Genomic DNA, 24,423 nt, shown 5'->3' on the forward strand with positions numbered 1-24,423 from the left:
ATTACGTAGACTCCTGCGGGAATAGCGCGAGCCGAAAATCCACTTTGCAAAGTGTTTTTCTTTGCAAAGTTAGTTGAGGCCGTGCTCGCGGAAAGCGAAGTAATTAGTCGAAGCGTTGGCAAACACACATAAAATATGTCAAAATAACTACTTCGTTAAACACGGTCATTGCGTTGATTATATACTTACTTACCTTTTTAAAAAAGCTTGCAAACCTTTTTTGGCTTGCAAGCTTCTAATTTAAGATAGCTTTTCAAATGCTTTTTCTGCTGCTGCAATTGTTTTTTCAATGTCATCATCCGTGTGGGCTGTTGACATAAATAGCCCTTCAAATTGAGAAGGAGGAAGGAAAATTCCCTCTTCTGCCATTGTTCGGTAATACGTTGCAAATGCTTCGGTATCAGATTTCGCTGCTGTTTCATAGTTAATAACCGGTTCATCTGCGAAAAAGACTCCGACCATTGATCCCGCACGATTGATTTGTAATGATACATTGTGCTTATCCGCTGCTAATCTGTACCCTTCCACAAGTCGATCCACTTTCTGATTAATCTCATCATAGGCTTCACGATCCATTGCCTTTAGCGTTTCTAAACCAGCTGTCATTGCAAGCGGGTTCCCCGATAATGTTCCAGCTTGATAAATATCACCGACAGGAGCAATACGTTCCATAATCTCACGTTTACCGCCATAAGCACCAACCGGTAAACCTCCACCGATTACTTTTCCTAAACAAGTTAAATCCGGTGTGACCTCAAAATGACCTTGTGCACAATGATAACCAACACGGAAACCAGTCATTACTTCGTCAAAAATAAGTAAAGTGTCGTGTTGAGTAGTAATGTCACGCAATGCTTTTAAAAATTCTTGATGTGGTGGTACAACTCCCATATTACCTGATACAGGTTCCACAATCACAGCTGCAATATCATCACCAAATTGTTCAAAAGCATAGCGAACACTCTCTAAATCATTGTAAGGTACAGTAATCGTATGCTGAGCAACACTTTCCGGTACACCAGGACTGTCTGGAAGACCTAGTGTCGCAACACCTGAACCAGCCTTTATCAGCAATGAGTCACCATGGCCGTGATAGTTTCCTTCAAATTTGAGAATTTTATTTTTCCCTGTATAGCCACGAGCTAGTCGCAAAGCACTCATAGTTGCTTCTGTACCTGAGTTAACCATACGTACCATTTCAATGGAAGGGACACGATCAATAACTAATTGCGCTAATTCATTTTCCAGTAATGTTGGTGCACCAAAGCTTGTCCCTTTTTCAGTTATTTCTTTTAACTTGGAGACTACTCGTTCATCCGCATGACCTAAAATTAATGGTCCCCAACTTAAAACATAATCAATATATTCATTTCCATCAATATCATATATTTTGGACCCTTTACCAGATTCCATATAAATAGGGTTCATGCCCACCGATTTAAATGCTCGGACAGGTGAATTAACCCCTCCCGGCATTAAGCTGACCGATTCTTTATATGCATCTACCGATTTCTGATTTTCACGCATAAGAGCTACCTCCTTATTTATTTTGAAGCCATTTGGCCACATCTTTTGCAAAATACGTAATAATAATATCCGCTCCAGCTCGTTTCATGGATGTCAGTTTCTCTAAAACTATCGCTTGTTCATCAATCCATCCTTTGAGACTAGCCGCTTTGACCATAGAATATTCGCCACTTACATTATAAGCAACTACTGGGACAGGATGTTGATTCTTCACTTCTCGAATGATATCCATATAGGATAATGCTGGTTTAACAATTAAAAAGTCTGCACCCTCTTTGATATCAGATGCTGCTTCACGCATTGCTTCTAATCGATTCGCAGGGTCCATTTGATAGGTCTTTCTGTCACCGAATTGTGGAGTGCTTTCTGCTGCATCACGAAATGGCCCATAAAAAGCGGAAGCATATTTAACTGCATAAGACATAATAGGAATATGCTTAAATCCCGCCTCATCCAGTCCTTTGCGAATTTCAGTTACAAATCCATCCATCATATTCGATGGTGCAATAATATCGGCTCCAGCTTCAGCTTGTGTAACCGCCGTTTTTACATGCAGTGGTAATGATTTGTCATTGTCGACATCCTGATTTTCAATCACACCACAATGGCCATGGGATGTATATTCACAAAGACAAGTATCCGCAATAACTAGCAGTTGATCGGTCTTCTGTTTGATCTGACGTATGGCCAGTTGGACAATACCATTTGGGTCATAGGCACCTGAGCCGACTTCATCTTTCTCTTTCGGAACCCCGAATAACAGGATAGACGGAATACCTAGTGCTAATAACTCTTCCACTTCTTCGTCGAGGTGATCAAGTGATACTTGAAATACTCCTGGCATTGAACTTACTTCATTTTTGATATTTTCCCCTTCGACAACGAATAATGGGTATACTAAATCATCTACTTTTAAATCTGTTTCACGCACAAATCGTCTCATAACACTGGAGTGTCTTAAGCGACGATGACGATCAAATTGTGTTTTTGCCATTATGCATCACCTTTTCTTATGTAATCAATATAAATCTCTACCATGTCCTCAACTGTAAATGTTTCCGGATAGAGAATATCGCAGAATGACCGTTCACGTAATGCCTCTGCAGTTGTTTCTCCAATCGCAATAGTCAACAAACTATTTTTAGCTTGTTCAAACAGGTGAGGCTTCAAAAATTGTTGAAAAGCATCAACAGTTGATGGACTAGTGAAAAATACCGTATCAACTTGAGATACTGTTTTGTTTAGCAAAGATTTAGAATGCTCATTTTTTATTGTACGATAAATGACGATTTTTTCAAAAGATACTCCAGCTTCCTTGAGTAATTCAGGAATTTCTCTTCTGGCATTTTCGCCACATATAAGCGCAATCCGCTTCGTACTGTTTTCATTTAAAAATTCTTCGACCATAGCTTTACCACTGTAGGTGGAAGGTTGAAATTCAACGGTATAACCATAATGAGTTAATGACCTTGCTGTTTTTTCACCGACAGCTGCAATTTTATTTTTCACTTGAATACCAAGCGTTGTTATATATTGATGAAAAAAGCGAACTGTATTCACACTTGTAAAGAATAGCCAATCAAATGAAGCAAGGTTGGTCAATTGACTGCGATTTACATCATCGTCTATTGCCTCAAAGCAAAGGAGGGGTACACGTTCACAACTAGCACCATACCCTTCAAGTAATTGGATCAAGGGCAAGGCTTGTCTCGCTTCCCTTGTCACCATTACTCTCTTCCCTTTTAAAGGCAGACTCATCCCTGATTCTCCTCGATTGCTTCGTCTACCAGTTTCTGCGCACCTTGAGCTTGCAATTTTTCGGCTGCTTCTTTCCCAACTTGTTGTGGGTCATTTCCTCTTATTGTTTCTTTTAATATCGTATTACCATCACTACTTGCCACTAATGCAGTTAATACAACCTCATCACCGTCAAGGTATGCATAGCCACCAATCGGTACTTGACAACCACCATTTAATAAATGCAAGAAGGTGCGTTCCGCTGTTACCGTTTTTTCCGTATAAGCATCATTGATTTTTGCTAATAATGCTAACAGCTCTTGGTCATTTTCTCTACATTCAATTGCTAAGGCACCTTGTCCAACAGCAGGTACACAAACATCTGGTTCTAAATATTCCGTAACAATATCTTCACTCCAGTTCATTCGTTTTAACCCTGCTGCTGCCAAAATAATTGCATCGAAATTCTCTTCTTTTAACTTACGCATTCTTGTTTCAATATTTCCACGAATCCATTGAATTTTCAGATCAGGTCGTGCTGCTAGAATTTGCGATCCTCTGCGCAAACTGCTGGTTCCTACAACCGCTCCAGCCGGTAAATCCGCTAATTTGATATGATCGTTGGAGATAAAAGCATCTCGATGATCTTCTCGAACAGGAATGGAACCAATCATCAGTCCCTCTGGCATCACTGCAGGCATATCTTTCATACTATGTACAGCAAAATCTATTTCTTTGTCATACATTGCTTTTTCAATCTCTTTTACAAAAAGTCCTTTACCTCCGACTTTCGAAAGTGTGACATTAAGAATTTGATCCCCTTTTGTCACAATCTTTTTAATTTCAAATTGATATTTATCACCCGCATGTTTCTTTAATTGCTCAATAACCCATTCTGACTGAGTCAATGCTAAATTACTTCTTCTTGAACCTACGACAATTTTACGCAAGCTAGTTGCCTCCTTTGTGTTTTGTTACATATGAAAGTTCGATAAACTGTTAAACAGGAAAAAGTTGATTAATAAAACGAGAAATGCGAATATATTCCAGCTTAAAATAGCTTTACCTTGATAACCCTTTTGAATTCGCATGTATAAATAGCCAGCATAAATGACTAACACAATGATGGAACCGAGTGTTTTACTATCACCCCAGTAAAACTCTGTGTTGGTCATGTAAGCCCATACGACACCTAGAATAATCGATAGCAATAGTAGCGGCTCGCCCAATCCAATCAATTGAAATGCTCTTTTCTCCAATCCTTCTAAGTCTTGGAATCTTCGTAACCATTTATACCCTTTTTTCTGTTTAAGAAATTTATATTGCATATAGTATAGACAAGCTAAAATAAAAGAAATGGTAAACAGACCATAGGATACGAGCGCAAGTACAATATGTGCAAAAAGCATTTCATCTAATACCAATGGGATCTGGGTAGAATCCGTGATTTGCATCGATCGTAATGTATGGATAATCATGATAAAAAAGCCAAATACACTGATAAAGAACATAAAAAATTCCAGTCGGAACATTCGATGAACGATTAACGAAAACGTAATAATAATCCAGGTATACGTATATAACCCATCATTTAATGTCTGTATCGGTATACTTGATGTTTTCCAAATTTCTGTTAATAAAAAAATGGTTTGAAAAAGCCAAACCATTGCAAGCAACCAGAAAGCGATACGATTCGCTTTCCGGTTATGGTACAGAAAATCTATAAAATAAATAATAACAGTCAAGCCATAGAGTAATAATACACTTTCTTGTAAAAATCTCTCTTCGAACATATTGGGAAAACCACCCGATTAATGTGTCGACACATTTTGTAGTTTCTGTATAATGCTATCCTTATTTTTTTCAAAAGTAATCACTTTATCATTTTCTGTTTTTTTCACTTCTTCTTTGACACGATCTTCAATATCAAAGATTTGCATAAATAAGGTTAATGCTTGCTCTGCATTTTTTTGGCCAGCAAATTCTTTCGCCTGCAAGATAGGTTGTTTTAGTAATTGATTGACGATACTTTTTGTGTGTTTATTTAACACTTTACGTTCACGTTCTGTTAGGTTAGGCATTTTGCGTTCAATACTTTTCATAGTCTCTTGTTGAATCGATAATGCTTGTTCACGTAATGCAGTAATAACCGGTACAACACCAAGTGTTTGTAGCCATTCATTGAATGCAACAATTTCTTCTTCAATCCACAGTTCAATAACTTCGGCCGCTTCTTTTCGAGCCTCTAGATTAGCATCCACCACATTTTGGAGATCATCGATATCATACAAGAATACATTATCTACAGATTCCAAAGCTGGATCTAAATCTCTTGGTACAGCAATATCAACGAGAAATAACGGACGACCTTTACGCTTTTTTTCTACACGTTGATACAGATCTTTAGTAATCATGTAGTCATTCGCTCCCGTAGAACTGATCACAATATCAGCTTGCACCAAAGTGTTCTCAAGCTCAGCAGTTGATTTTGCGACACCATTAAATTGGCTTGCCAATTGTTCTGCCTTCTCCACAGTACGATTCACAACGGTCACCTGCTCTGCCCCAGAACCATAGATGTTTTTGGCAGCTAATTCACCCATTTTGCCAGCACCAATAATGACAATATGCTTTTCTTGTAAATCAGTAAAAATCTTTTTGGCTAGTTCTACTGCTGCATAGCTCACTGATACAGCATTCTCATTGATTGATGTTTCCCGTTGGCTTTTTTTACCGATCGTTATTGCTTGCTTAAATAGCTCATTAAATATAGTACCAGTCAATTTTCGTTTTTGCGCATCTAAAAAGATTTGCTTTACTTGACCGAGAATTTGCGTTTCACCCATTACCATGGACTCTAATCCACAGCTTAAGCGGAATAGATGTTCCACTGCTGCTTCGTTTTCATACATAATCAGGTGTGGTGCGAATGCGTCCTTTTCGATATCAAACCAGTCGGCCAAAAACTGTTTGATAAAATATCTTCCTGTATGAAGCTGATCAACTACCGCATATATTTCCGTGCGATTACAAGTAGAAATAATGACATTCTCTAATATGCTTTTTCTGCTGTTTAATTCTGTCATTGCATCAGTAATCGTATCCTCACGGAATGCTAGCATTTCTCTCACTTCAACAGGAGCTGTTTTATAATTTATACTCGCTGCTAAAATATGCACTGTATCTACCCCCAAAAAAGCAAAAGCCTAACACATAAGTATTATCATTATAACATGTTTTCATGTCGAAATCGTGATGATTTTATGAACAGTTTATTAATCATCTATGATAGAATGAAAGTTGTTGTTATGTGATTTTGAATTCATTAGTACTTTATCATATTCAATATATTTTATCAAGAAAATGAATCTAAATTAATAATAATTATTATCTAGGAGTGTTTATTTTTGAAAAATAATGGTCTTGTAGCTTATTTATTGATTGGAATCGGAGTCTTTTTCTTACTTAGGGAATTACGACTTCCTATCTTTACAGATTTCTACTCATGGCCTACTTTATTAATTTTGGTAGGGGCAGCTTTTCTCATTCATGCTTTTTCAGCTAAAGATTTTAAAAATGTTTTCCCCGGTATTCTATTACTTGGACTAGGGATCCATTTTCATGCTCTCACCCATTATCCATTTTGGATTGATCATTGGGGAATGTATACCATGATTATCGGTATAGCCTTTTTAGCTCGTGCTTTTAAAACAAAAAAAGGATTTATTCCTGGTATCATATTATTAATTATTTCCGGTTTTGCCATCTTCGCTGATAATCAGCCAGGTTGGTTTAGCTGGATCCATCAACTTATGAGCTGGATTGAACGTTTTTGGCCAGTAGTTTTAATTGGATTAGGTTTGTATTTGCTGTTGAAAAAAAAATAATATGTGCTATGATGGCTATGCTTTCTGAATACAGAAGCCTTTGAAAATATAGAGAGAAAAGAAGGTGAAAGTATGAAGAACTATTTGGCTTATTTCGTTACATTAATCGGAGCGAGCTTTTGGGGTTTGACAGGCTTATTTGTGGATGGATTGTATAACGAAGGATTTACTGCATGGGAAATCGTCGCAATCCGTTTAACTGTTTCTACCATCATTTTAATGCCGCTTATCGCCATTCTTGCTCCAAGGAAGTTACGAATTCAATGGAAACATATCCCTCACTTTGTCGGACTAGGGGTATGTAGTATTGTTTTTTTCAATTGGTGTTACTTTACAGTGATGAAACAGACGTCACTATCCATAGCCGTTGTACTATTGTATACTGCTCCTGTTTTTGTTACCGTATTGTCTAAATATTTCTTTCAAGAAGCCATTACAAGCAGAAAAATCACCTCACTAGCATTGACGATTTTTGGTTGTTCACTGGCTATTCAACTAATACCAATTGGAAATATGCAAATTCCATTCATTAGTATCGTATTGGGTTTATTGTCTGCCTTTTTCTGTGGTTTATACAGTATTATTGGTAAACAAGTTAGCTGGCACTATAATTTTCTTACAACAACCATTTATGCGTTATGTATGGGAAGTATTTTTATTTTGCCAACTAGTAAGTTATGGGAGAAGACAGAGGCTTTTCAATCAGCTGAAGTCTGGCTAAATATCGGTGGAATCGTTATTATATCCACGATTGGTGCCTATACACTTTATACGTTTGGTCTTACTCGCATCGAATCAAGTAAAGCTGCCATTCTAGGAGCAATGGAGCCGATCATTGCCGTTTTGATTGGTGTAATTATTTTTAATGACAACTTACAATTTTTACAAGTCATCGGAATAATATTAGTAATCAGTGCAGCATTCCTAACTGTTTACCACAAGCAAAGAAAAGTTACTAAAACCGAGCAATAACGCTCGGTTTTTTGTTTAAGTACTGATAGAGACTTTCTAATGTCTTATATTTTTTGACTTTTATCAACCTTTTGATAGACACTTTTTTCAATTTCTTATGTTTTTTGTCTTTCATCAGCCTTATGATGGACACTTTTTTCAATTTCTCGTGTTTCTTGTCCTTCATCAGCTTTATGATGGACACTTAACCCGATTTCTTATGTTTTTTGTCTTTCAACAACTTTATGATAAATACTTCTTCGATTATTGATCTACTTGAGATAATTAGATAAATAACTCCACACGTGCTCTTTTCCTTCACTAGTTTCAGCGGAAAAAGGAATGACACTATCCTCAGGGTCAAGTTCAAGTGTATCAATCACTCTTTTTAAGTGGGTTGCTTTTTTGTTTTTAGGGATTTTATCCAGTTTCGTTGCGATCACTAATACAGGTATCTCATAATACTTAAGAAAATCATACATCATCACATCATCTTCTGTTGGTTTATGACGGATATCTACAATCAACACAGTCAGCCTCAATGTATCACGGAGCGAGAAGTATTCTTCCATCATCTTACCCCATTTTTCTCGCTCTTTTTTTGATACTTTGGCATAGCCATAACCAGGGACATCCACGAAGTAAAAGGCATCATTAATATTATAAAAATTTAATGTTTGAGTTTTTCCAGGCTTTGAAGATGTTCGAGCTAAATTTTTCCGATTGATCAATTTATTGATAAAAGACGATTTCCCTACGTTTGAACGTCCGGCTAAGGCAATTTCCGGCCAACGATCCTTTGGATATTGCTTTTCAGACACCGCACTAATGACGATTTCTGCTTTATTGACTTTCATCGTTCTCCCCCAATAATGCATATTCTAATACTGTATCTAAATGGTCAACCGGAACAAACGTTAAACCTTCCCGAACACTTTCAGGTATATCTTCCAAATCTTTCTTGTTATCTGCTGGAATTATAATGGTTGTAATACCTGCTCTGTGTGCACTTAATGATTTTTCTTTTAGCCCACCAATTGGCAGTACTCGACCTCTTAAAGTAATCTCTCCTGTCATCCCTACTTCTTTTCGAACCGCTCTTCCCGTTAAAGCGGAGATCAGTGCCGTTGCCATCGTAATACCAGCTGATGGTCCATCTTTTGGTGTAGCACCCTCTGGAACGTGAATATGAATATCATATTTCTCATGGAAATCCGGATCTATCTTTAATTGATCTGCTCTTGAACGAATATAACTGAAAGCAGCCTGTGCTGATTCCTTCATAACATCGCCCAACTTACCAGTTAACGTTAGTTTTCCTTTCCCTTTTGAGATACTAACTTCAATCGATAAAATGTCACCACCCGCAGCGGTATAGGCTAATCCTGTGGCAGCACCAATTTGATTTTCTTCCTCCATCATACCATAGCGGAATTTCGGCTTACCTAAAATCGTTTCTAATTGATTTTCCGTAACGATGACGCGTTGTTTTTCACCAGAAACAATGATCTTAGCTGCCTTTCTGCAAATAGAAGCTAGTTGACGTTCCAAGCCACGTACACCCGCTTCTCTCGTATACACACGTATAAGCTTTAATAAGGCTTCATCACGCATCTGCATATGCCCTTTTTTTAGACCATTTTCTTTTAATTGTTTCGGCAATAAATGTTGTTTAGCAATGTGTAATTTTTCTAATTCGGTATAACCTGCGATCGAAATAACTTCCATACGGTCAAGTAAAGGTCGTGGTACAGTTGCCAAGTTATTAGCTGTAGCAATGAACATAACCTTAGAAAGGTCATACGTTTCTTCCAAGTAATGGTCACTGAAGGTATTATTTTGCTCCGGGTCTAATACTTCCAACATTGCAGCCGAAGGATCTCCACGAAAATCATTAGACATCTTGTCAATTTCATCTAACAAAAAGACTGGATTAATGGTTTCAGCTTTTTTCATACCTTGGATAATGCGGCCTGGCATTGCACCAACATAGGTACGGCGGTGACCTCGGATTTCCGCTTCATCACGGACACCCCCTAGTGATATCCGGACAAAATGGCGATCAATCGATCTTGCCACAGATCTGGCTAGAGATGTCTTACCAACACCTGGTGGTCCAACTAAACAAAGAATTGGGCCTTTCAATGAATTGGTTAGCTGTTGAACTGCTAAATACTCCAGAACGCGTTCTTTAACCTTTTCTAATCCATAATGATCTTCATCTAGAATTTTTTCAGCATGGTTTATATCCAGATTATCCTCTGTTTCCTCTGTCCAAGGTAATGACAGTACCCAATCAATATAATTACGTATCACAGAACTTTCAGCTGAGCTTTGTGGCACTCTTTCATATCGGTTTAATTCTTTTTCTATCAGTTCCACAATCCGTTCAGGCAAGTCTTTTTCTTCTAGCTTTTTTCTTAATGCAGCTAATTCACCAGTCTTACCGTCTTTATCACCCAGTTCACTTTGGATGGCTTTCATCTGTTCACGTAAGTAATATTCTTTTTGGGTTTCTTCCATCGATTTTTTAACACGTTGTCCGATTTTTCGTTCTAATTCTAATACTTCTTTTTCGTTAGAGATGATTTCCAGTAACTTCCGGAGACGTTTCGTAACATCTAACGTTTCCAGTACTTCTTGCTTGTCTGACATCTTTAAGGTTATATGTGAAGCAACAAGATCAGCAAAACGGCTAGGATCCTCAATATCTGTCACACTTGCCAACGTTTCTTTACTGACTTTCTTAGAAATTTTAGTGTAATGCTCAAATTGCTCTAACAATGCACGCATTAACGCATCTTCTTCAGCTTTTTTCTGATGTATATCCTCTACTTCTTCAATTTCAACAAAAAATTGCTTCTCTTCATTAATAAATTGTTGAATTTCAGCACGGTACAACCCTTCTACTAAGACTCTCATCGTTCCGTTCGGTAATTTTAGCATTTGGTTAACTTTTGCAACCGTACCAATCGTATTAATATCATCTGTTTTCGGCTCATCTATGGCGCTTTCTTTTTGAGCAGCAAGAAATATGTGCTGATCATTCATCATTGCTTTCTCTAACGCTTGAATCGATTTTTCTCGCCCTACATCCAGATGAATCACCATACCTGGAAATACAATTAACCCCCGTAATGGCAATAATGGAATATGTATAAATTTTGATTCTGTCATATGGCACCTCCGTCAAAGCTACTAGTTCTTATGTATCCAAACAAAAAGTGATCACCATATCTTTTGGCGAAAGCCTTCGTTCGTTTTATACTATAGCCAATAAAAATGATATGCATAATACCTAGTACCATTGAATGTTTCTTCTGTTGTTATAAGTTTAAAGAAGTTTCGTTTTTTTGTAAATCTAAAAGTACTTTTTATTAGTTTTACCTATAGTGATAAAACAATACAAAATCCCTTGTTGAACAACAAGGGATTTTTTCTGCAATATTGTGCTGTCATATATCCAGTTTAGATCTGGCGCCCTATTTACGCACTTTCTTTTGGAGATTCAAGGTCGAGAACTGTTCCATCTTCATGGACTAATTTTGGACGACCATTTTCTTGTGTAACTGTTTCTTTCGTGATGATACACTTCTTAATATCTTCACGGGAAGGCAATTCAAACATAACATCTAACATAATGCCTTCGAGGATAGATCTTAAACCACGAGCACCTGTTTTTCTTTCAATTGCTTTTTGGGCAACAGCTTCTAGCGCACCCTCTTCAAATTCCAATTCAACGTCATCAATTTCGAATAGCTTATTAAACTGTTTTACTAAAGCATTTTTTGGTTTTGTTAAAATATCCACTAGTGCTTTTTCATCCAGTGGCTCTAAGCTTCCGATAACTGGCAGACGCCCAATGAATTCTGGAATTAAACCAAAGCGTAATAAATCCTCTGGAAGTACTTTTGAAAGTAGAGTAGCTTTATCTAATTCCTGGTTGTCAGCGTCAGCACCGAAACCAATAACTTTCTTACCAAGTCGACGCTTCACGATCTGTTCAATACCATCAAATGCTCCACCACAAATGAATAAAATATTAGTAGTGTCAATTTGAATAAATTCTTGATGTGGATGCTTTCTTCCACCTTGTGGAGGTACACTAGCTGTTGTGCCTTCAAGAATTTTTAATAATGCCTGTTGCACACCCTCACCAGAAACATCACGTGTAATGGATGGATTCTCTGATTTACGAGCAACTTTATCAATTTCATCAATGTAGATAATACCTTTTTCTGCTTTTTCAACGTCATAATCAGCTGCTTGAATAAGCTTTAATAAGATATTTTCAACGTCTTCCCCTACATAACCTGCTTCTGTTAATGATGTTGCATCTGCTATAGCAAACGGCACATTTAAAATACGCGCAAGTGTTTGTGCAAGCAATGTCTTACCACTACCCGTTGGACCAATCATTGCGATATTACTTTTCGCCAATTCTACGTCATCTTTCGATTTTGGTGAATTGATACGTTTATAATGATTGTATACGGCTACTGATAAGTTTTTCTTTGCTTTTTGCTGTCCGATAACGTAATCATCTAGAATTTCACAAATTTCTTGTGGTTTTGGAATATCCTTGTATTCCACTTCTTCTTCTGTACCTAATTCCTCTTCCACAATCTCTGTACAAAGTTCAATACATTCATCACATATATAAACACCTGGTCCAGCTACTAGCTTACGAACCTGGTCTTGGCTTTTTCCACAGAATGAACATTTCAATTGACCTTTTTCTTCATTAAATTTATACATGACATTCACCCCTTGTTCAAAAAATATCTCCTATGATTCACAAAACGACTAAACACTTTTCGTCTTTAGGCAATCATATCAAATTGTTGCAAAATAAAAAAGTAATACACTTTTTCACGTTTGTAAAGAGTATCAGTCTTTTAAGTCGATTACAAATAGTTTGCCTTTTATAGGAGAAGAGTTTTCTTTATGTATATGTTAGTCTTACCAAATGTATATCCTTCTATTTCATTCATCAATTATTTGTGTAAAAAAAAATGGGGCTGTATAGTTTGGCAGGATGAAGGTTAAATGTGTATAGAAAACAAGGTACGGGTTTACGCACCTTGTTTTCTTATACTGTTTATTTTGATTTGCTATTATCTACAAGGACATCAATTGCTTTTTTGAATTTCAAGTCTTCTTGAAGAGCTGCGGTGTTTCCACCAAGCGCTTGTTTGATTTGATCCACTTCCATATTGTACATAGAAGCCATAGACTCTAATTCTTTTTCAACATCTTCATCTGTTACTTCAACATTCTCAGTAGCAGCAATTGCTTCTAACGTCAAGTTTGTTTTCACACGTTTTCCAGCATCTTCTTTCATTTGCTCTTTTAACGCATCTTCATCTTGGCCAGAGAATTGGAAGTACATGTCTAATGTCATACCTTGCATTTGTAATCTTTGTTCAAATTCTTGAAGCATACGATCTAATTCAGATTGTACCATAGCTTCTGGAATTTCCACTTCTGCATTTTCAGACGCTTGTTGAACGAGAGATTCACGTTTGTTAGCATCAGCTTCGTTTTCTTTCTGTTCTTGAAGACGTTTCTTTGTTTTTTCTTTTAACTCATCAAGTGTTTCTACTTCCTCGTCCACGTCTTTAGCAAATTCATCATCCAATTCTGGAAGTTCTTTTGCTTTAATTTCATGGATTTTCACTTTAAAAGTAGCATCTTTTCCAGCTAAGTTCTCTGCATGGTATTCTTCAGGGAAAGTAATCTCTACGTCTATTTCTTCTCCCGCTTTCTTACCAACTAGTTGTTCCTCGAAGCCTGGAATGAAAGAGCCAGAACCAATTTCTAATGAATGGTTATCTGCTTGACCACCCTCAAATGCTTCTCCGTCAACAAAGCCTTCAAAATCGATTACAGCAGTATCACCATTTTCGATTTCGCCTTCTTCTTTCACAACAAGTTCAGCTTGTTGTTCTTGTTGCTTTTTGATTTCTTCTTCTACATCTTCATCTGTTACTTCTGTGCTTACTTCTTCTACTTCAAGTCCTTTGTAATCGCCAAGTTGTACTTCAGGCTTCACGGTAACTTTAGCAGTAAAAATAAGGTTTTTACCTTTTTCGATTTGTTCGATATCCACTTCTGGCTGATCTACTGGTTCGATTCCAGTTTCCTCTACTGCATTTGTGTATTCACCAGGAAGAATAATATCTACAGCATCTTGGTATAATGATTCTACACCAAAACGTTTTTCGAACATTCCCCTCGGCATTTTACCTTTACGGAAACCAGGTACTTGTACTTGTTTTACAACCTTCTTAAAGGCCTGGTCTAAAGCACTATCGAATTTGTCTGCATCTACCTCTACCGTTAAGACGCCGACATTACCTTCTTGCTTTTCCCATTTTGCTGTCATTCTAAATTCCCTCCAACATAAAAAAATCTGTATATTTGACGTTCATTCAATATACCATCCTATAATAGACCGAACGCAAATTGCAACCATCTTATTATAACATAATTGCATTTGCTTTCAATAATAATAACGTATGTAGTATTTTTTTTGCAATGAATTTTATCACCAGGCATTAAACGTCTAAAATTGTTCCATAAAGTGTCTCTGATATATCAATCATTTTCAAATAATGTTCCTTGATAACAGAAACCTGGCGATCGTCTTCTTCATCGAATAATTGGAAACTTCTGCTAACGTAATACAACAACGACTCCGCTAAAAGTTGATAGTTTTCCTTTTGTGGTAAAAAAGGGGTGTATACATAGGCAAAGCGTTCTAATATGAATTGAATCATTTGAAATTTGGTTGGGTCTTGTTGTTGTACATGATCTAACCAATGGGTAACACCTGTTATAAAGGAAACAGGTATAATATCGTCCAATTCTTTTATATGTATTTCATCTGTCAATTGAAACTTTTCTATATGTATCGGTTGATCTGGTTGTACTTTTTGATAATATTCTAATAATGCCGTCTTTACCACTGGATGAATTTCCGGATTTTTTAACATCCCTCTAAAAAAAGCTTTATCGTGATATACCTCCAACTGAAGTAAGCGCTTCACCATATACCATTGCTGACGGTCATTTTTCTGTTCAATTGCTTCCTCTAACTGGTTCTGAACTTCTATGTATGATTTTTTATCTTCCTGTTGCTGTAATTCTTTACTTAGCTGATACATATGTCGTAATTGATCTCTAATATGAGAAGGAATATTTGTTTGGGTTAAAGCCTCATCAATTAGAAACATCACTTCATTATACTTACTTAACTGAAATAACAATGTGGCATAAATATGTACGTAAGAAGCAAAATAATCGTCTTTCTTCGTGATTAGTTCTTCACATAAATCTTCCGCTTCATCATGCATGTTAAGTTCCATCATGCATATTAATTTACCAGTCATTACTTCATGTGACCGGACACCATTTTCCGTTAATTGATGGAAAAAGTCATAAGCTTCCTGAAAACGATTTTCCTGCATTGCTGTTTTCGCTTTACCTTCTAAATTATCCTTCCATTTAGGAAAAATAATAATGTTTTCCCTTTCTTCTTCCATTATCTCACCTGCCTTTTCCTTATGATAGTAGATACTATTATAAAGTTTATTCTAATATTACTCAAGCATCAGATATAGCAAAGGACTGGATGAATTTTAATTGTTCATGATGATCGTGGTGCAAAGCTTTTTAACAAACTTATTCTTCTTGAAAGTCTTTCATAATAATTGGAATTTCCTTTAAATCAGCAATAATAAAGTCTGCACTATCACATGTAACATCAGATGTATATTTCCAAATCGTATGCATACCAACTCGTTTGGCAGCATTTATATCATTTTCGGGGTGATCTCCAACAAAAAAACATTCATTAGGCTGGACTTGCAAATGTTGTAAAGCTTTTTCAAAAATTTTAGGGTTTGGCTTTTTTATCCCTTCTAACTCTGAGATTAAAATGATTGAAAAATATTTATCTATTTCTAAAGCATTAATACTATCCCTTTGAAATGTGCCTTTTCCATTTGTGATCATCCCGAGTTTTATGTTCATATTCTTTAATCTGTTTAACATTTGATGTAGATTAGAGAATGGTTTACAACTATAACAAAACCGACTTATATAATCATCTAACAACTCTTTCCATGTTAAATCCGTAATGGAGAATTCTTTAACTAACTGTTGGTACACTTTATCCTTCCAGACCATCCCTCTGTTATCCAGTTCGATAAAACGATTTATATACAGGTCTTTATCTACATGTTGTAAAGCTTTATAATATTTATTATATTGATTTTTAGCAAAAATATTTATTGACGAATCCCGGTCTAGCAAAGTGCCGTCTAAATCGAATAAAACAGCTTTGATTGATCATCACCAACCTTTTTCTTCTTATTATAACAAATATAACAAATAAAGTTTGAACCGAAACGAGGTGAATTTGGTGTTACTTCAACACCATTTTAAAAATGAAATTACACCAACTTACATACCTATTTATTTTGTTAACTGGATTGTCCATTGGCATTCATCAAGCTTTGGAACACACTTTCACGCAAATAACCATGATTATTTTTATAATTATTACTTGCCTATTAGTTGTGAAGGATCTGCGCAATCCCTCTAAGGATAAAAAATAATTCAATAGTCATGTATTCCTACACAGATACTTAGCAAGTTGATACTCCTTAAAAAGCTATTTATTCCATTCTTTTTATAAGATTTAGTATCTGTATGTTCCTCCATCATTCCCATGGTTTCTTTATTAATGAGAAATGATTCCCATACATGTTTTTATCCAATCTCCAAAAAATATTAGAGGCTATATAAAGCCAACATATCTTTTGGAGGTGTTTATGGTGAGAAATATCCAATGGCTATCTGTACTTGGTTCCATCGGAGTCGGTATTGCTGCATATAGTATGATGAATGGTCAAGGGCAAGGTCAACAAGTTCAAAGATTACTTTCTAATGTAACAAATATGGGTAATCAAGGTAAATAATAACTTATTTAGAGGACCTCACGTTTAGTTAGGTCCTCTAAATAAATGAGAAAAATAATCCAATAAATCTTTTACATAATATTGACTAACAAGCTATTACCAATCAGTTCTAGTTAGATTTCACCTCTAATTTGTTACTGTCGAAGAAAAAATTGTTAAGATCATTTCTTAATCGATTTATTTCGAATTTGGATGGCAGCTGTCCGTTACAACTTTTGAAAATAAAACATAGTATGCATTATCTGAGTTTAAAGGAGGTGTTTCTTACGATGAGTGGATATGGAGCTGGTTACGGTGGAGGTTTTGCATTAATTGTAGTATTGTTCATCCTCTTAATTATTATTGGTGCTTCCTTCGGTGGTGGTTACGGCTATTAATTCAATGATTTAGTGTATCGCATAATTTATAACCTCCTTTGCAGATACAGATGGGCGTCCGTCTGTATCTCATTACATAAGTTAGATTTTTTTATTTTTACCCTACTTATCATCAGCATACAAACTTGAACTGTCACCCTCAAAAAGATTGTAGTAGTAAAGAGGAGATGGCGATCTGAAATAGATTCGAACTCCTTCCACATAAATTCGAAAGCTACTGTTTATTCACAGGGGTTTTATTGATGTATTTATTAATAATAACATATTATATTGATATTATTATAGTAAGTTATGTCCTTTCCGTTGATGAATTAATAGCAAATGATAGAGGAGTTATGGATTCAGCAACAGAAAATACAATCGGTTATGACCCTGTTAAATAGCCCGAAGTCTGCAATTGATAAGATATGATGCTGAGAACTTTAATGCATTATTTTTTGAACAACAAAAACTGAAGAAGAATACAAATATGATACTACAGAATTAGACAGAAGCTGCATGTGCCTTGTCATACACCCCATGTTTAATCAAATGCAATCTTTTACGCCAATGAAGAGGATGCAAATCTCTGTTAATTCAGTTCTCCACCATAGTAGACAAACGAATGGCCATTATCTCTATCTAATATATGTATAGATCTCTATTACATTTCTTCCTCATAAACAGTATGTATTTTAAAACGATCTTTCTTTTTGCTATCCAGCATACCTTTCCTTCCTTTAATTCTTATATCCTATTAATTCGACATAATTAGTGAATACCCTCCCATTTATTTTACTTTTTGCATAAATTTATTGATATGCTCTAACTTACAAACTGCCAAATACCGGATATCATTAACTGTTGCTAACACATCTCGAAAATGTATATTTTCTATGTTATGTTAAAAATGAAATGTTAGGAGGAATAAAAATGAAAAGGATCTTAACATCTGTAATTGCACCATGTATCCTTTACTTTTCTTTTTTAGCATTCGATGCAATCACTGGTTCAACTCTTACTTATATAACAGGCTCCTCATTCTTAATTACGTTTTTCATAGTTTATTGGTATTCATTCCCTTTTTTCTTATTTATCGGAATACCTGCATCGATTATAATTGATAAAGTCAATAAAGGAGTGCGTTGGATCAATTATGCTATTGCCGGTGGTATTATTGGCTTAATCATGAAGATTATAAATATAATAGATGGTAATCCAATATTGTATGATTTAGGTAGTTTTATTGTCTATCCAGGCTCTAGCGTTATTTTTTATTTATTACTAAAGAGTTTGGAAATTATTTTTACAAAAGCGTTCGGCGAGCACATATCTTCAGCTATCCATTAGTCTTTGATTTTCATGGATCTAATTTAAGACAGTCTTGACTGGCGTTTTCGTTAATTACATAGAGAACAAAAAAACCTCACAATGATTATAGTTGTGAGGTTTGGCTAGCGTCCCAGGAGAGATTCGAACTCCCGACCCACAGCTTAGAAGGCTGTTGCTCTATCCTGCTGAGCTACTGGGACATGGAGCGGGTGAAGGGAATCGAACCCTCGACATCAGCTTGGAAGGCTGAGGTTTTACCACTCAACTACACCCGCATTATATATTTTATTATACTTATGTTTATTAACTACGCACTATCATGTTCCTGCATCTACCAGTTGTTTCAATAGAAGCAAATGCTTCGGAACAACTCGAAGATAATTCGGTGGATGTATCGCTCGTGGCTGAGGTTTTACCACTAAACTACACCCGCATTTCTATGTATTTTTATTATGTATCTCGTTAACGGACAAGTACCATTATATAAACTTACGCTAGGATTGTCAACATAAAATTATAAATTTATTATAACATACTCGTAACAAGCCAGCAGAATCAATATCTGCTGGCTTGTTACTTATGTTAACGAAGTTTGATAGGCAAGACTGGAAATCTCCTGCTGATCCTTTGTGTAGAAACGGATATCAATATTTTCTAATTGTTCATCTGCTGTCAGGATTGCATATGATCCAGGGTGTGCACTTCGCGGTTGGCGAATACTTCCTGGATTAATGAATAATTGATCCTTTACTTTTTCAGCGCCAGCAACATGTGAGTGACCAAAACAAATGACATTGGCACCTAACTCTTCTGCTCGATAGGATGCTGGCATTAACGTTGATTTAATTTGAAATAAGTGACCGTGTGTTACAAAAAAATGTAATTTTCCTACTTGAAAATCAATTTCTTCTGGCAAACGGAAATCCATATCCATGTTTCCTTGAACTACTTGGAAATCTGCAAGTTCTTCACTATCTGCTTCTAACTCTGAGTCGCCACAGTGGATCATCGCATCGACTTCATCTTGGTGTCGAGCTTTTATCTCAGAAACTTCACTAGTCCAACCGTGACTATCACTAAGTATTAAAATTTTTGGCATGTCTCCACCCCTCTTACAACTGCTTTACCCAGTTTTCCATTTTATCTAACGCTTTTTTGCGATGACTAATTTGATTTTTTTCTTCTGGAGTCATTTCTGCCATTGTTTTAGAGCTGCCAGTTGGGTAAAAGATCGGATCATATCCAAAACCGTTCTTACCAATTGCTTGGTAACCAATCGTTCCTTCACATTCTCCACGTTTAAAGACCGTTTGTTTTCCTGGTTGAGCGATAGCTAATACACATACAAAACGGCCTATACGTTCAGCTTGTGGTACATTTTCCATTTCAGTTAGTACTTTTTCCAAATTGGCTTTATCATCTTTCTCCTCACCAGCATATCTGGCTGAATATACGCCTGGTGCACCATGAAGTGCATCAATCTCTATTCCTGAGTCATCAGCAATAACCGGGATATTGAATTTTTCACAAATCGCTTCTGCTTTTATTGCCGCATTTTCTTCAAAGATTGTACCCGTTTCTTCAATATCATCAATTGGCTCTGCCAAATCTAATAAAGAAGATACTTTTATTTCTAACGGGTCAAATAAACGTTTAAAATCTTTCATTTTTCCTTCGTTTTTTGTTGCGATTATTAATTCTTTCATATGAAAAAGCTCCCCTAGGATTGTTCTATGTTATCTTGGTAAGGTTTGATTGCCTCTGCTTGGATTTTAAAAATCTCTTTTAAACCTTTTTCAGCAAGAGCTAACATTTTCGTTAATTGTGTACTTGTAAATGTTGCTTCTTCACCCGTACCTTGGAGTTCCACAAATTCACCTTTACCAGTCATCACCACATTCATATCGACATGTGCTTGGGCATCCTCAGAATATTCTAGATCTAAAATTTCAGTTCCATCTGGTAGTACCCCAACCGAGATAGCTGCAAGATAATCTGTAATTGGTAATGACTTTATTTTTTCTTCTTCTAGTAATTTACCTAGTGCATGTACAACCGCGACAAACGCTCCAGTTATCGATGCAGTTCGTGTACCACCATCTGCCTGAATCACGTCACAATCGACCCATACCGTACGTTCTCCGATAGCATCTAAGTCTACCACCGCACGTAGTGATCGTCCGATTAAACGCTGAATTTCCATGGTTCGTCCGGAGACTTTACCTTTTGATGACTCACGGATGTTTCTCGTTTCTGTTGCTCGTGGTAACATCGCATACTCAGCAGTAATCCAGCCTTTGCCTGACCCTCTCATAAAAGGCGGAACTCGATCCTCTACACTGGCATTACATATCACTTTTGTATCGCCGACAGTAATTAAAACAGATCCTTCTGCATGTTTAGTAAAATTAGTTTGAATATCAATTGATCTTAGTTGATCTATTTCTCTCCCAGTTTCACGCATTCTATTTCCTCCTTACATACTGTTCTATCTTAACATATTTTCTCAGTACATGGGTTTTTCATACATAAGAAATTTAGCTAAAAAGATAACACCCGCTCCAATCAAATGAAACGGGTGCCGAGTTTTTTATAAAGAATAATCTAACAAGTAAATTCAATGAATGGATTAGATACTTTCAGTTGGCGTAACCATATCTCTTGATACTGGTTCTGTATATGGTTGTCCACTTTCACTGATCACTTCTTCATGATCTTCAACAGAGACCTCAACAGCCTCGATATCTTCTTGTTCAGTTAATGTAAGGACGATCGACTGCATCACCTCATCAGCGATCACACTTTTTGCACTGTTGGCTAAGATATTTTCATTAAAGTTTAATGAAAGGACTCCATCTTCAAAAACAGGTTCTGACGCAAGTTGTGAGCCAGTATTAACAAAATGCTGTAATGGTAAATCAAATGAAGGGCCATCCATTAAAGCTTGTACAATAGATTGATATTGGTTCTCTTCATTCATCGGAACATGTTGTGTAATGGGAACAAAGTAGACCATTTCATCACCTTGCATTGGAAAGTAAAGCGTAGTCGCCTTACTTTCCATTAAATCAACACCATCCGTTTGTTGAATGTTAATTCCGTTAGCTCGTGAATACCCTTCCGTTAATGGTGTGCCATTAACCGGCATGGAATCTTGCGCTTCTCCTTCGATCCATAACTTCACACTATCTACATTTTCAAACTGTGTTAATGTATGTGTCATAGCTTCTAGAATTTTTTGTTCATTCTCTGCTTCATATGTTGTAAATTCTTCCGATACATTTATCACTAATGTTCCATCAGCTTCTAAGTTCAAATCGATAATCTCAGTACCTGCAGGTAAAACTGCCTGAAATCCACTAGGTAATAGCGATGTCACAGGCCCATCCTGTACGAGATATTCTAATACTTGTTTCGCCACTTCTTTAGATGCTGGAGCTGGCATTTGTACTTCTTGAGGCACAACTAAACCGTTTTGATCTAACAAATATAAAACTCTTTCAACTGATTCAGTAGTCGCCGCTGAATCTTCTCCTTCTGTCTCTCCTTCTTCCACTGGATCTTCTCCTTCAGCTTCACCTTCTTCCGGATTTGCCTCTGAATCATCTTCACCTTCCGGAATGTTTTCCAAGTCATCTGTTAATTCTGCATTTTCGGGTGGTGCATCTATTTGATCTAATGTCTGTTCTCCTTCAAAAACGCCACAACCCACTAACAAAAGCAAACATAATAATACAACCCCTGCATACTTTTTAGCTAAATCGATTTTCATAACCGATACCTCCTACGATGGTTTGTACTACTATGTATACGAGCTTATTTTTAAAATAGACCAACCAATATAATCTAAAAATCAATTATTATAAGAAAATCTGGACACCCCCGCATCCAGTCCTTACCTATACTACAGCTGCCACTTCTCTTTTTCGTTCAGGTAGTATAGAATCTTCGTTAAATAGAGGTTCAAATAAGCAAAAAAACAGATAGAATACCAAGTTATTGGCTTTTCTATCTGTTTTTTTCCACATATTGCGAACATTATTTAAACATTACTATTTAATATCACTTGTTGATAGCACCTTTTCCCAGACTTTTGACTGTATTTAATTCAATCTTATCGACTGCATTAATTTTCTGATTTAACCACCGTGATGCAATTTCATGAAAAACACCGACATCACCAGTAGTGTAGAAATAATGTTGTGGTGGCTGCTCACCTTGGTAAAGCTTATTTTGATATTCTAAAATGGTACTGACTTCCCGTGCGGTTTCTTCTCCTGACGATATCACAGTAACGGTTGATCCTATCTCCTTTTGAATCAACGCTTTAATCATTGGGTAATGCGTACACCCCAATATAAGTGTATCCATATTAGAAAATTGCTTCAATGGTTGTAACGTTTCTCGTACCACTTGATCCGCTTCTTCTCCCTGTACGATTCCTTTTTCCACTAAGGGAACAAATCGTGGGCAAGCTAAATCGTGGACTTCAATTTCTGTATTTATTTGCCTTAATGTATCGACATATGCTTTACTGCTAATCGTTCCCTCTGTCCCTATCACACCTATTTCATCCGTACGTGAATGGGTAATAGCAGCACGTGCACCTGGTTGAATCACTCCTACAACCGGAATCGACAGTTCTTCTCTTAACTGTTCCAACGTAAACGCCGTTGCTGTGTTACAAGCAATAACTAACATTTTAATATCTCTTTCTAATAAAAAGTGAACCATTTCCCAAGTGTACTGGATCACTTCTTCTTTCGGGCGAGGTCCATATGGACACCTTTTCGTATCACCCAAGTAAATAATCGATTCTTTCGGTAATTGACGAATTAATTCACTTGCTACTGTAAGTCCGCCAACCCCTGAGTCAATAACTCCAATTGGTTGTTTCACTATTATCGCCTCTTTACAATTTTACATTTTCTGTTTGGTATCTCATTTCTTGGTGAAGGAGATGTAATAGTCTTGATAACTGTTCCATATCCTCTTCTTTAACATTCGATAAAACCTCACCTAAATATTTCTGTCGTTTTTCAATTACTTCCTGGATAATTTTTCTTCCTTTTTCTAATAGGTGGATACGAACCACTCGCCGATCCTTGGTATCTTTCACTCGTTCCACAATATCATTCTTTTCCATGCGATCAACTAAATCTGTTGTGGTGCTAAAAGCGAGGTTAATTTTTTTGGATAATTCACCTAATGTTAAGTCTCCTTGCTCTAATAAAAATTGTAAGGCAATGAATTGCGGGGTTGTAATCGGATAATTATTTAATATTTCACGACCTTTTTGTTTGATGATCCCTGATAAAAATCTTAATTCTCTTTCAATATCTGCAATTTGCTCCGCTTCTTTACCCAAATCAAAACGCCCCTTCATACATAAAAATACATAAGTTTACTATAACATTTTTTCTCGATAAAATGTTATACAGAATCTTCTAGTGTTGAGAAGAAAAGCGCAGAGCGACCGGATCGAATCAACTGAGATAATGGAATCACTTAGAAAAGTGAACCGATGATGACTTATCGTAGGGCAATTCGTGAAGCCGCCTAGTTTTTAGCGCTCGAAGCTGGACGTGGCTAGACAGGCTGCCTACGTGTTATCCACATCCGAAAAATTTATAATTTCCTGGTGTA

Annotated in this window: 24 protein-coding genes and 2 tRNA genes; 6 read left to right on the plus strand and 20 right to left on the minus strand. The window is 36.4% G+C overall.

All coding sequences use genetic code 11. The annotated features are described in order from the left end of the window. Nucleotides 1-240: 240 nt before the first annotated feature. The 6 genes from hemL to hemA are packed head-to-tail and all read right to left on the minus strand — an operon-like array spanning nt 241 to nt 6,443. The gene (gene hemL, locus GHT08_RS15435) at nt 241-1,527 is read right to left on the minus strand and encodes a glutamate-1-semialdehyde 2,1-aminomutase (RefSeq protein WP_163582377.1); all 1,287 of its coding nucleotides are present in this window, start codon (nt 1,525-1,527) and stop codon (nt 241-243) included. A 13-nt stretch (nt 1,528-1,540) separates the two neighbouring features. Next, complete coding sequence (gene hemB, locus GHT08_RS15440; RefSeq protein ID WP_163582379.1) at nt 1,541-2,521, minus strand: porphobilinogen synthase; 981 nt, start codon at nt 2,519-2,521, stop codon at nt 1,541-1,543. Next, nucleotides 2,521-3,285, minus strand: coding sequence for a uroporphyrinogen-III synthase (locus GHT08_RS15445; RefSeq protein ID WP_163582381.1), 765 nt, complete (start codon nt 3,283-3,285; stop codon nt 2,521-2,523). Before GHT08_RS15445 ends, hemB begins: the two co-directional genes overlap by 1 nt. After that, nucleotides 3,282-4,214: a hydroxymethylbilane synthase gene (hemC, locus tag GHT08_RS15450; protein WP_163582383.1), complete on the minus strand. Its 933-nt coding sequence runs from the start codon at nt 4,212-4,214 to the stop codon at nt 3,282-3,284. The genes GHT08_RS15445 and hemC overlap by 4 nt, the downstream gene beginning before the upstream one ends. A 24-nt stretch (nt 4,215-4,238) precedes the next feature. Next, the gene (locus tag GHT08_RS15455; protein WP_018931408.1) at nt 4,239-5,057 is read right to left on the minus strand and encodes a cytochrome C assembly family protein; all 819 of its coding nucleotides are present in this window, start codon (nt 5,055-5,057) and stop codon (nt 4,239-4,241) included. Nucleotides 5,058-5,075: 18 nt separating this feature from the next. After that, a complete protein-coding gene (gene hemA / locus GHT08_RS15460) occupies nt 5,076-6,443 on the minus strand; it encodes a glutamyl-tRNA reductase (RefSeq protein ID WP_018931407.1) in 1,368 nt (455 codons plus the stop codon). A gap of 228 nt (nt 6,444-6,671) precedes the next feature. Between hemA and GHT08_RS15465 the strand changes: the two genes are divergently transcribed. Beyond that, complete coding sequence (locus GHT08_RS15465) at nt 6,672-7,151, plus strand: LiaI-LiaF-like domain-containing protein (RefSeq protein ID WP_018931406.1); 480 nt, start codon at nt 6,672-6,674, stop codon at nt 7,149-7,151. 72 nt (nt 7,152-7,223) lie between these two features. After that, nucleotides 7,224-8,123, plus strand: a complete 900-nt coding sequence (locus GHT08_RS15470) for a DMT family transporter (RefSeq protein ID WP_163582384.1) — start codon at nt 7,224-7,226, stop codon at nt 8,121-8,123. Between the two features lie 251 nt (nt 8,124-8,374). Here the strand turns inward: GHT08_RS15470 and yihA are convergent, their stop codons facing one another. The 6 genes from yihA to GHT08_RS15500 all read right to left on the minus strand — a co-directional run bounded on the left by yihA (nt 8,375) and on the right by GHT08_RS15500 (nt 16,454). Continuing rightward, nucleotides 8,375-8,959 (minus strand): ribosome biogenesis GTP-binding protein YihA/YsxC, encoded by a 585-nt coding sequence (yihA, locus tag GHT08_RS15475; protein WP_018931404.1) that lies wholly within the window; start codon nt 8,957-8,959, stop codon nt 8,375-8,377. Then, complete coding sequence (lon, locus tag GHT08_RS15480; protein WP_163582385.1) at nt 8,946-11,279, minus strand: endopeptidase La; 2,334 nt, start codon at nt 11,277-11,279, stop codon at nt 8,946-8,948. The genes yihA and lon overlap by 14 nt, the downstream gene beginning before the upstream one ends. Before the next feature lie 309 nt (nt 11,280-11,588). Then, nucleotides 11,589-12,860 carry an ATP-dependent protease ATP-binding subunit ClpX gene (gene clpX / locus GHT08_RS15485; RefSeq protein ID WP_018931401.1) on the minus strand — a complete coding sequence of 424 codons (1,272 nt, stop codon included), beginning with the start codon at nt 12,858-12,860 and terminating at the stop codon, nt 11,589-11,591. Nucleotides 12,861-13,203: 343 nt separating this feature from the next. Beyond that, nucleotides 13,204-14,490 (minus strand): trigger factor, encoded by a 1,287-nt coding sequence (gene tig, locus GHT08_RS15490; protein WP_163582386.1) that lies wholly within the window; start codon nt 14,488-14,490, stop codon nt 13,204-13,206. 172 nt (nt 14,491-14,662) lie between these two features. After that, on the minus strand, nt 14,663-15,649 hold the full coding sequence (locus GHT08_RS15495) for a hypothetical protein (RefSeq protein WP_163582387.1): 987 nt from the start codon (nt 15,647-15,649) through the stop codon (nt 14,663-14,665). A gap of 139 nt (nt 15,650-15,788) precedes the next feature. Continuing rightward, complete coding sequence (locus GHT08_RS15500) at nt 15,789-16,454, minus strand: HAD family hydrolase (protein WP_163582395.1); 666 nt, start codon at nt 16,452-16,454, stop codon at nt 15,789-15,791. A gap of 488 nt (nt 16,455-16,942) precedes the next feature. On the opposite strand from GHT08_RS15500, the gene GHT08_RS15505 reads away from it, so the two are divergent. The 4 genes from GHT08_RS15505 (at nt 16,943) to GHT08_RS15520 (ending at nt 18,795) form a co-directional block, all read left to right on the plus strand. Next, nucleotides 16,943-17,089 carry a hypothetical protein gene (locus tag GHT08_RS15505; protein WP_163582388.1) on the plus strand — a complete coding sequence of 49 codons (147 nt, stop codon included), beginning with the start codon at nt 16,943-16,945 and terminating at the stop codon, nt 17,087-17,089. A gap of 269 nt (nt 17,090-17,358) precedes the next feature. Then, entirely contained in the window at nt 17,359-17,466 is a 108-nt protein-coding gene (locus GHT08_RS15510; RefSeq protein ID WP_018931396.1) for a YjcZ family sporulation protein, read from the plus strand. A gap of 242 nt (nt 17,467-17,708) precedes the next feature. Next, entirely contained in the window at nt 17,709-17,849 is a 141-nt protein-coding gene (locus GHT08_RS15515) for a hypothetical protein (RefSeq protein ID WP_163582389.1), read from the plus strand. Nucleotides 17,850-18,378: 529 nt separating this feature from the next. Beyond that, complete coding sequence (locus GHT08_RS15520) at nt 18,379-18,795, plus strand: hypothetical protein (RefSeq protein WP_163582390.1); 417 nt, start codon at nt 18,379-18,381, stop codon at nt 18,793-18,795. A 108-nt stretch (nt 18,796-18,903) separates the two neighbouring features. On the opposite strand, the gene GHT08_RS15525 is transcribed toward GHT08_RS15520, so the two are convergent. The 8 genes from GHT08_RS15525 to GHT08_RS15560 form a co-directional block, all read right to left on the minus strand. Continuing rightward, nucleotides 18,904-18,977, minus strand: a tRNA-Arg gene (locus tag GHT08_RS15525). A 1-nt stretch (nt 18,978) separates the two neighbouring features. Next, nucleotides 18,979-19,052, minus strand: a tRNA-Gly gene (locus GHT08_RS15530). A 302-nt stretch (nt 19,053-19,354) separates the two neighbouring features. Beyond that, nucleotides 19,355-19,876 carry a metallophosphoesterase family protein gene (locus tag GHT08_RS15535; protein WP_163582391.1) on the minus strand — a complete coding sequence of 174 codons (522 nt, stop codon included), beginning with the start codon at nt 19,874-19,876 and terminating at the stop codon, nt 19,355-19,357. A gap of 13 nt (nt 19,877-19,889) precedes the next feature. Continuing rightward, nucleotides 19,890-20,483 (minus strand): XTP/dITP diphosphatase, encoded by a 594-nt coding sequence (locus GHT08_RS15540; protein WP_163582392.1) that lies wholly within the window; start codon nt 20,481-20,483, stop codon nt 19,890-19,892. Between the two features lie 14 nt (nt 20,484-20,497). After that, nucleotides 20,498-21,241 carry a ribonuclease PH gene (gene rph / locus GHT08_RS15545; RefSeq protein WP_163582393.1) on the minus strand — a complete coding sequence of 248 codons (744 nt, stop codon included), beginning with the start codon at nt 21,239-21,241 and terminating at the stop codon, nt 20,498-20,500. Nucleotides 21,242-21,406: 165 nt separating this feature from the next. Further along, the gene (locus tag GHT08_RS15550; protein WP_193568312.1) at nt 21,407-22,549 is read right to left on the minus strand and encodes a GerMN domain-containing protein; all 1,143 of its coding nucleotides are present in this window, start codon (nt 22,547-22,549) and stop codon (nt 21,407-21,409) included. A 290-nt stretch (nt 22,550-22,839) separates the two neighbouring features. Further along, nucleotides 22,840-23,676 carry a glutamate racemase gene (racE, locus tag GHT08_RS15555; protein ID WP_163582394.1) on the minus strand — a complete coding sequence of 279 codons (837 nt, stop codon included), beginning with the start codon at nt 23,674-23,676 and terminating at the stop codon, nt 22,840-22,842. A gap of 13 nt (nt 23,677-23,689) precedes the next feature. Then, complete coding sequence (locus tag GHT08_RS15560; RefSeq protein ID WP_018931389.1) at nt 23,690-24,145, minus strand: MarR family winged helix-turn-helix transcriptional regulator; 456 nt, start codon at nt 24,143-24,145, stop codon at nt 23,690-23,692. Nucleotides 24,146-24,423: the final 278 nt, after the last annotated feature.

This window comes from Gracilibacillus saliphilus, assembly GCF_010994085.1.
In the GTDB taxonomy this organism is placed as follows: Bacteria; Bacillota; Bacilli; order Bacillales; family Amphibacillaceae; genus Gracilibacillus; species Gracilibacillus lacisalsi.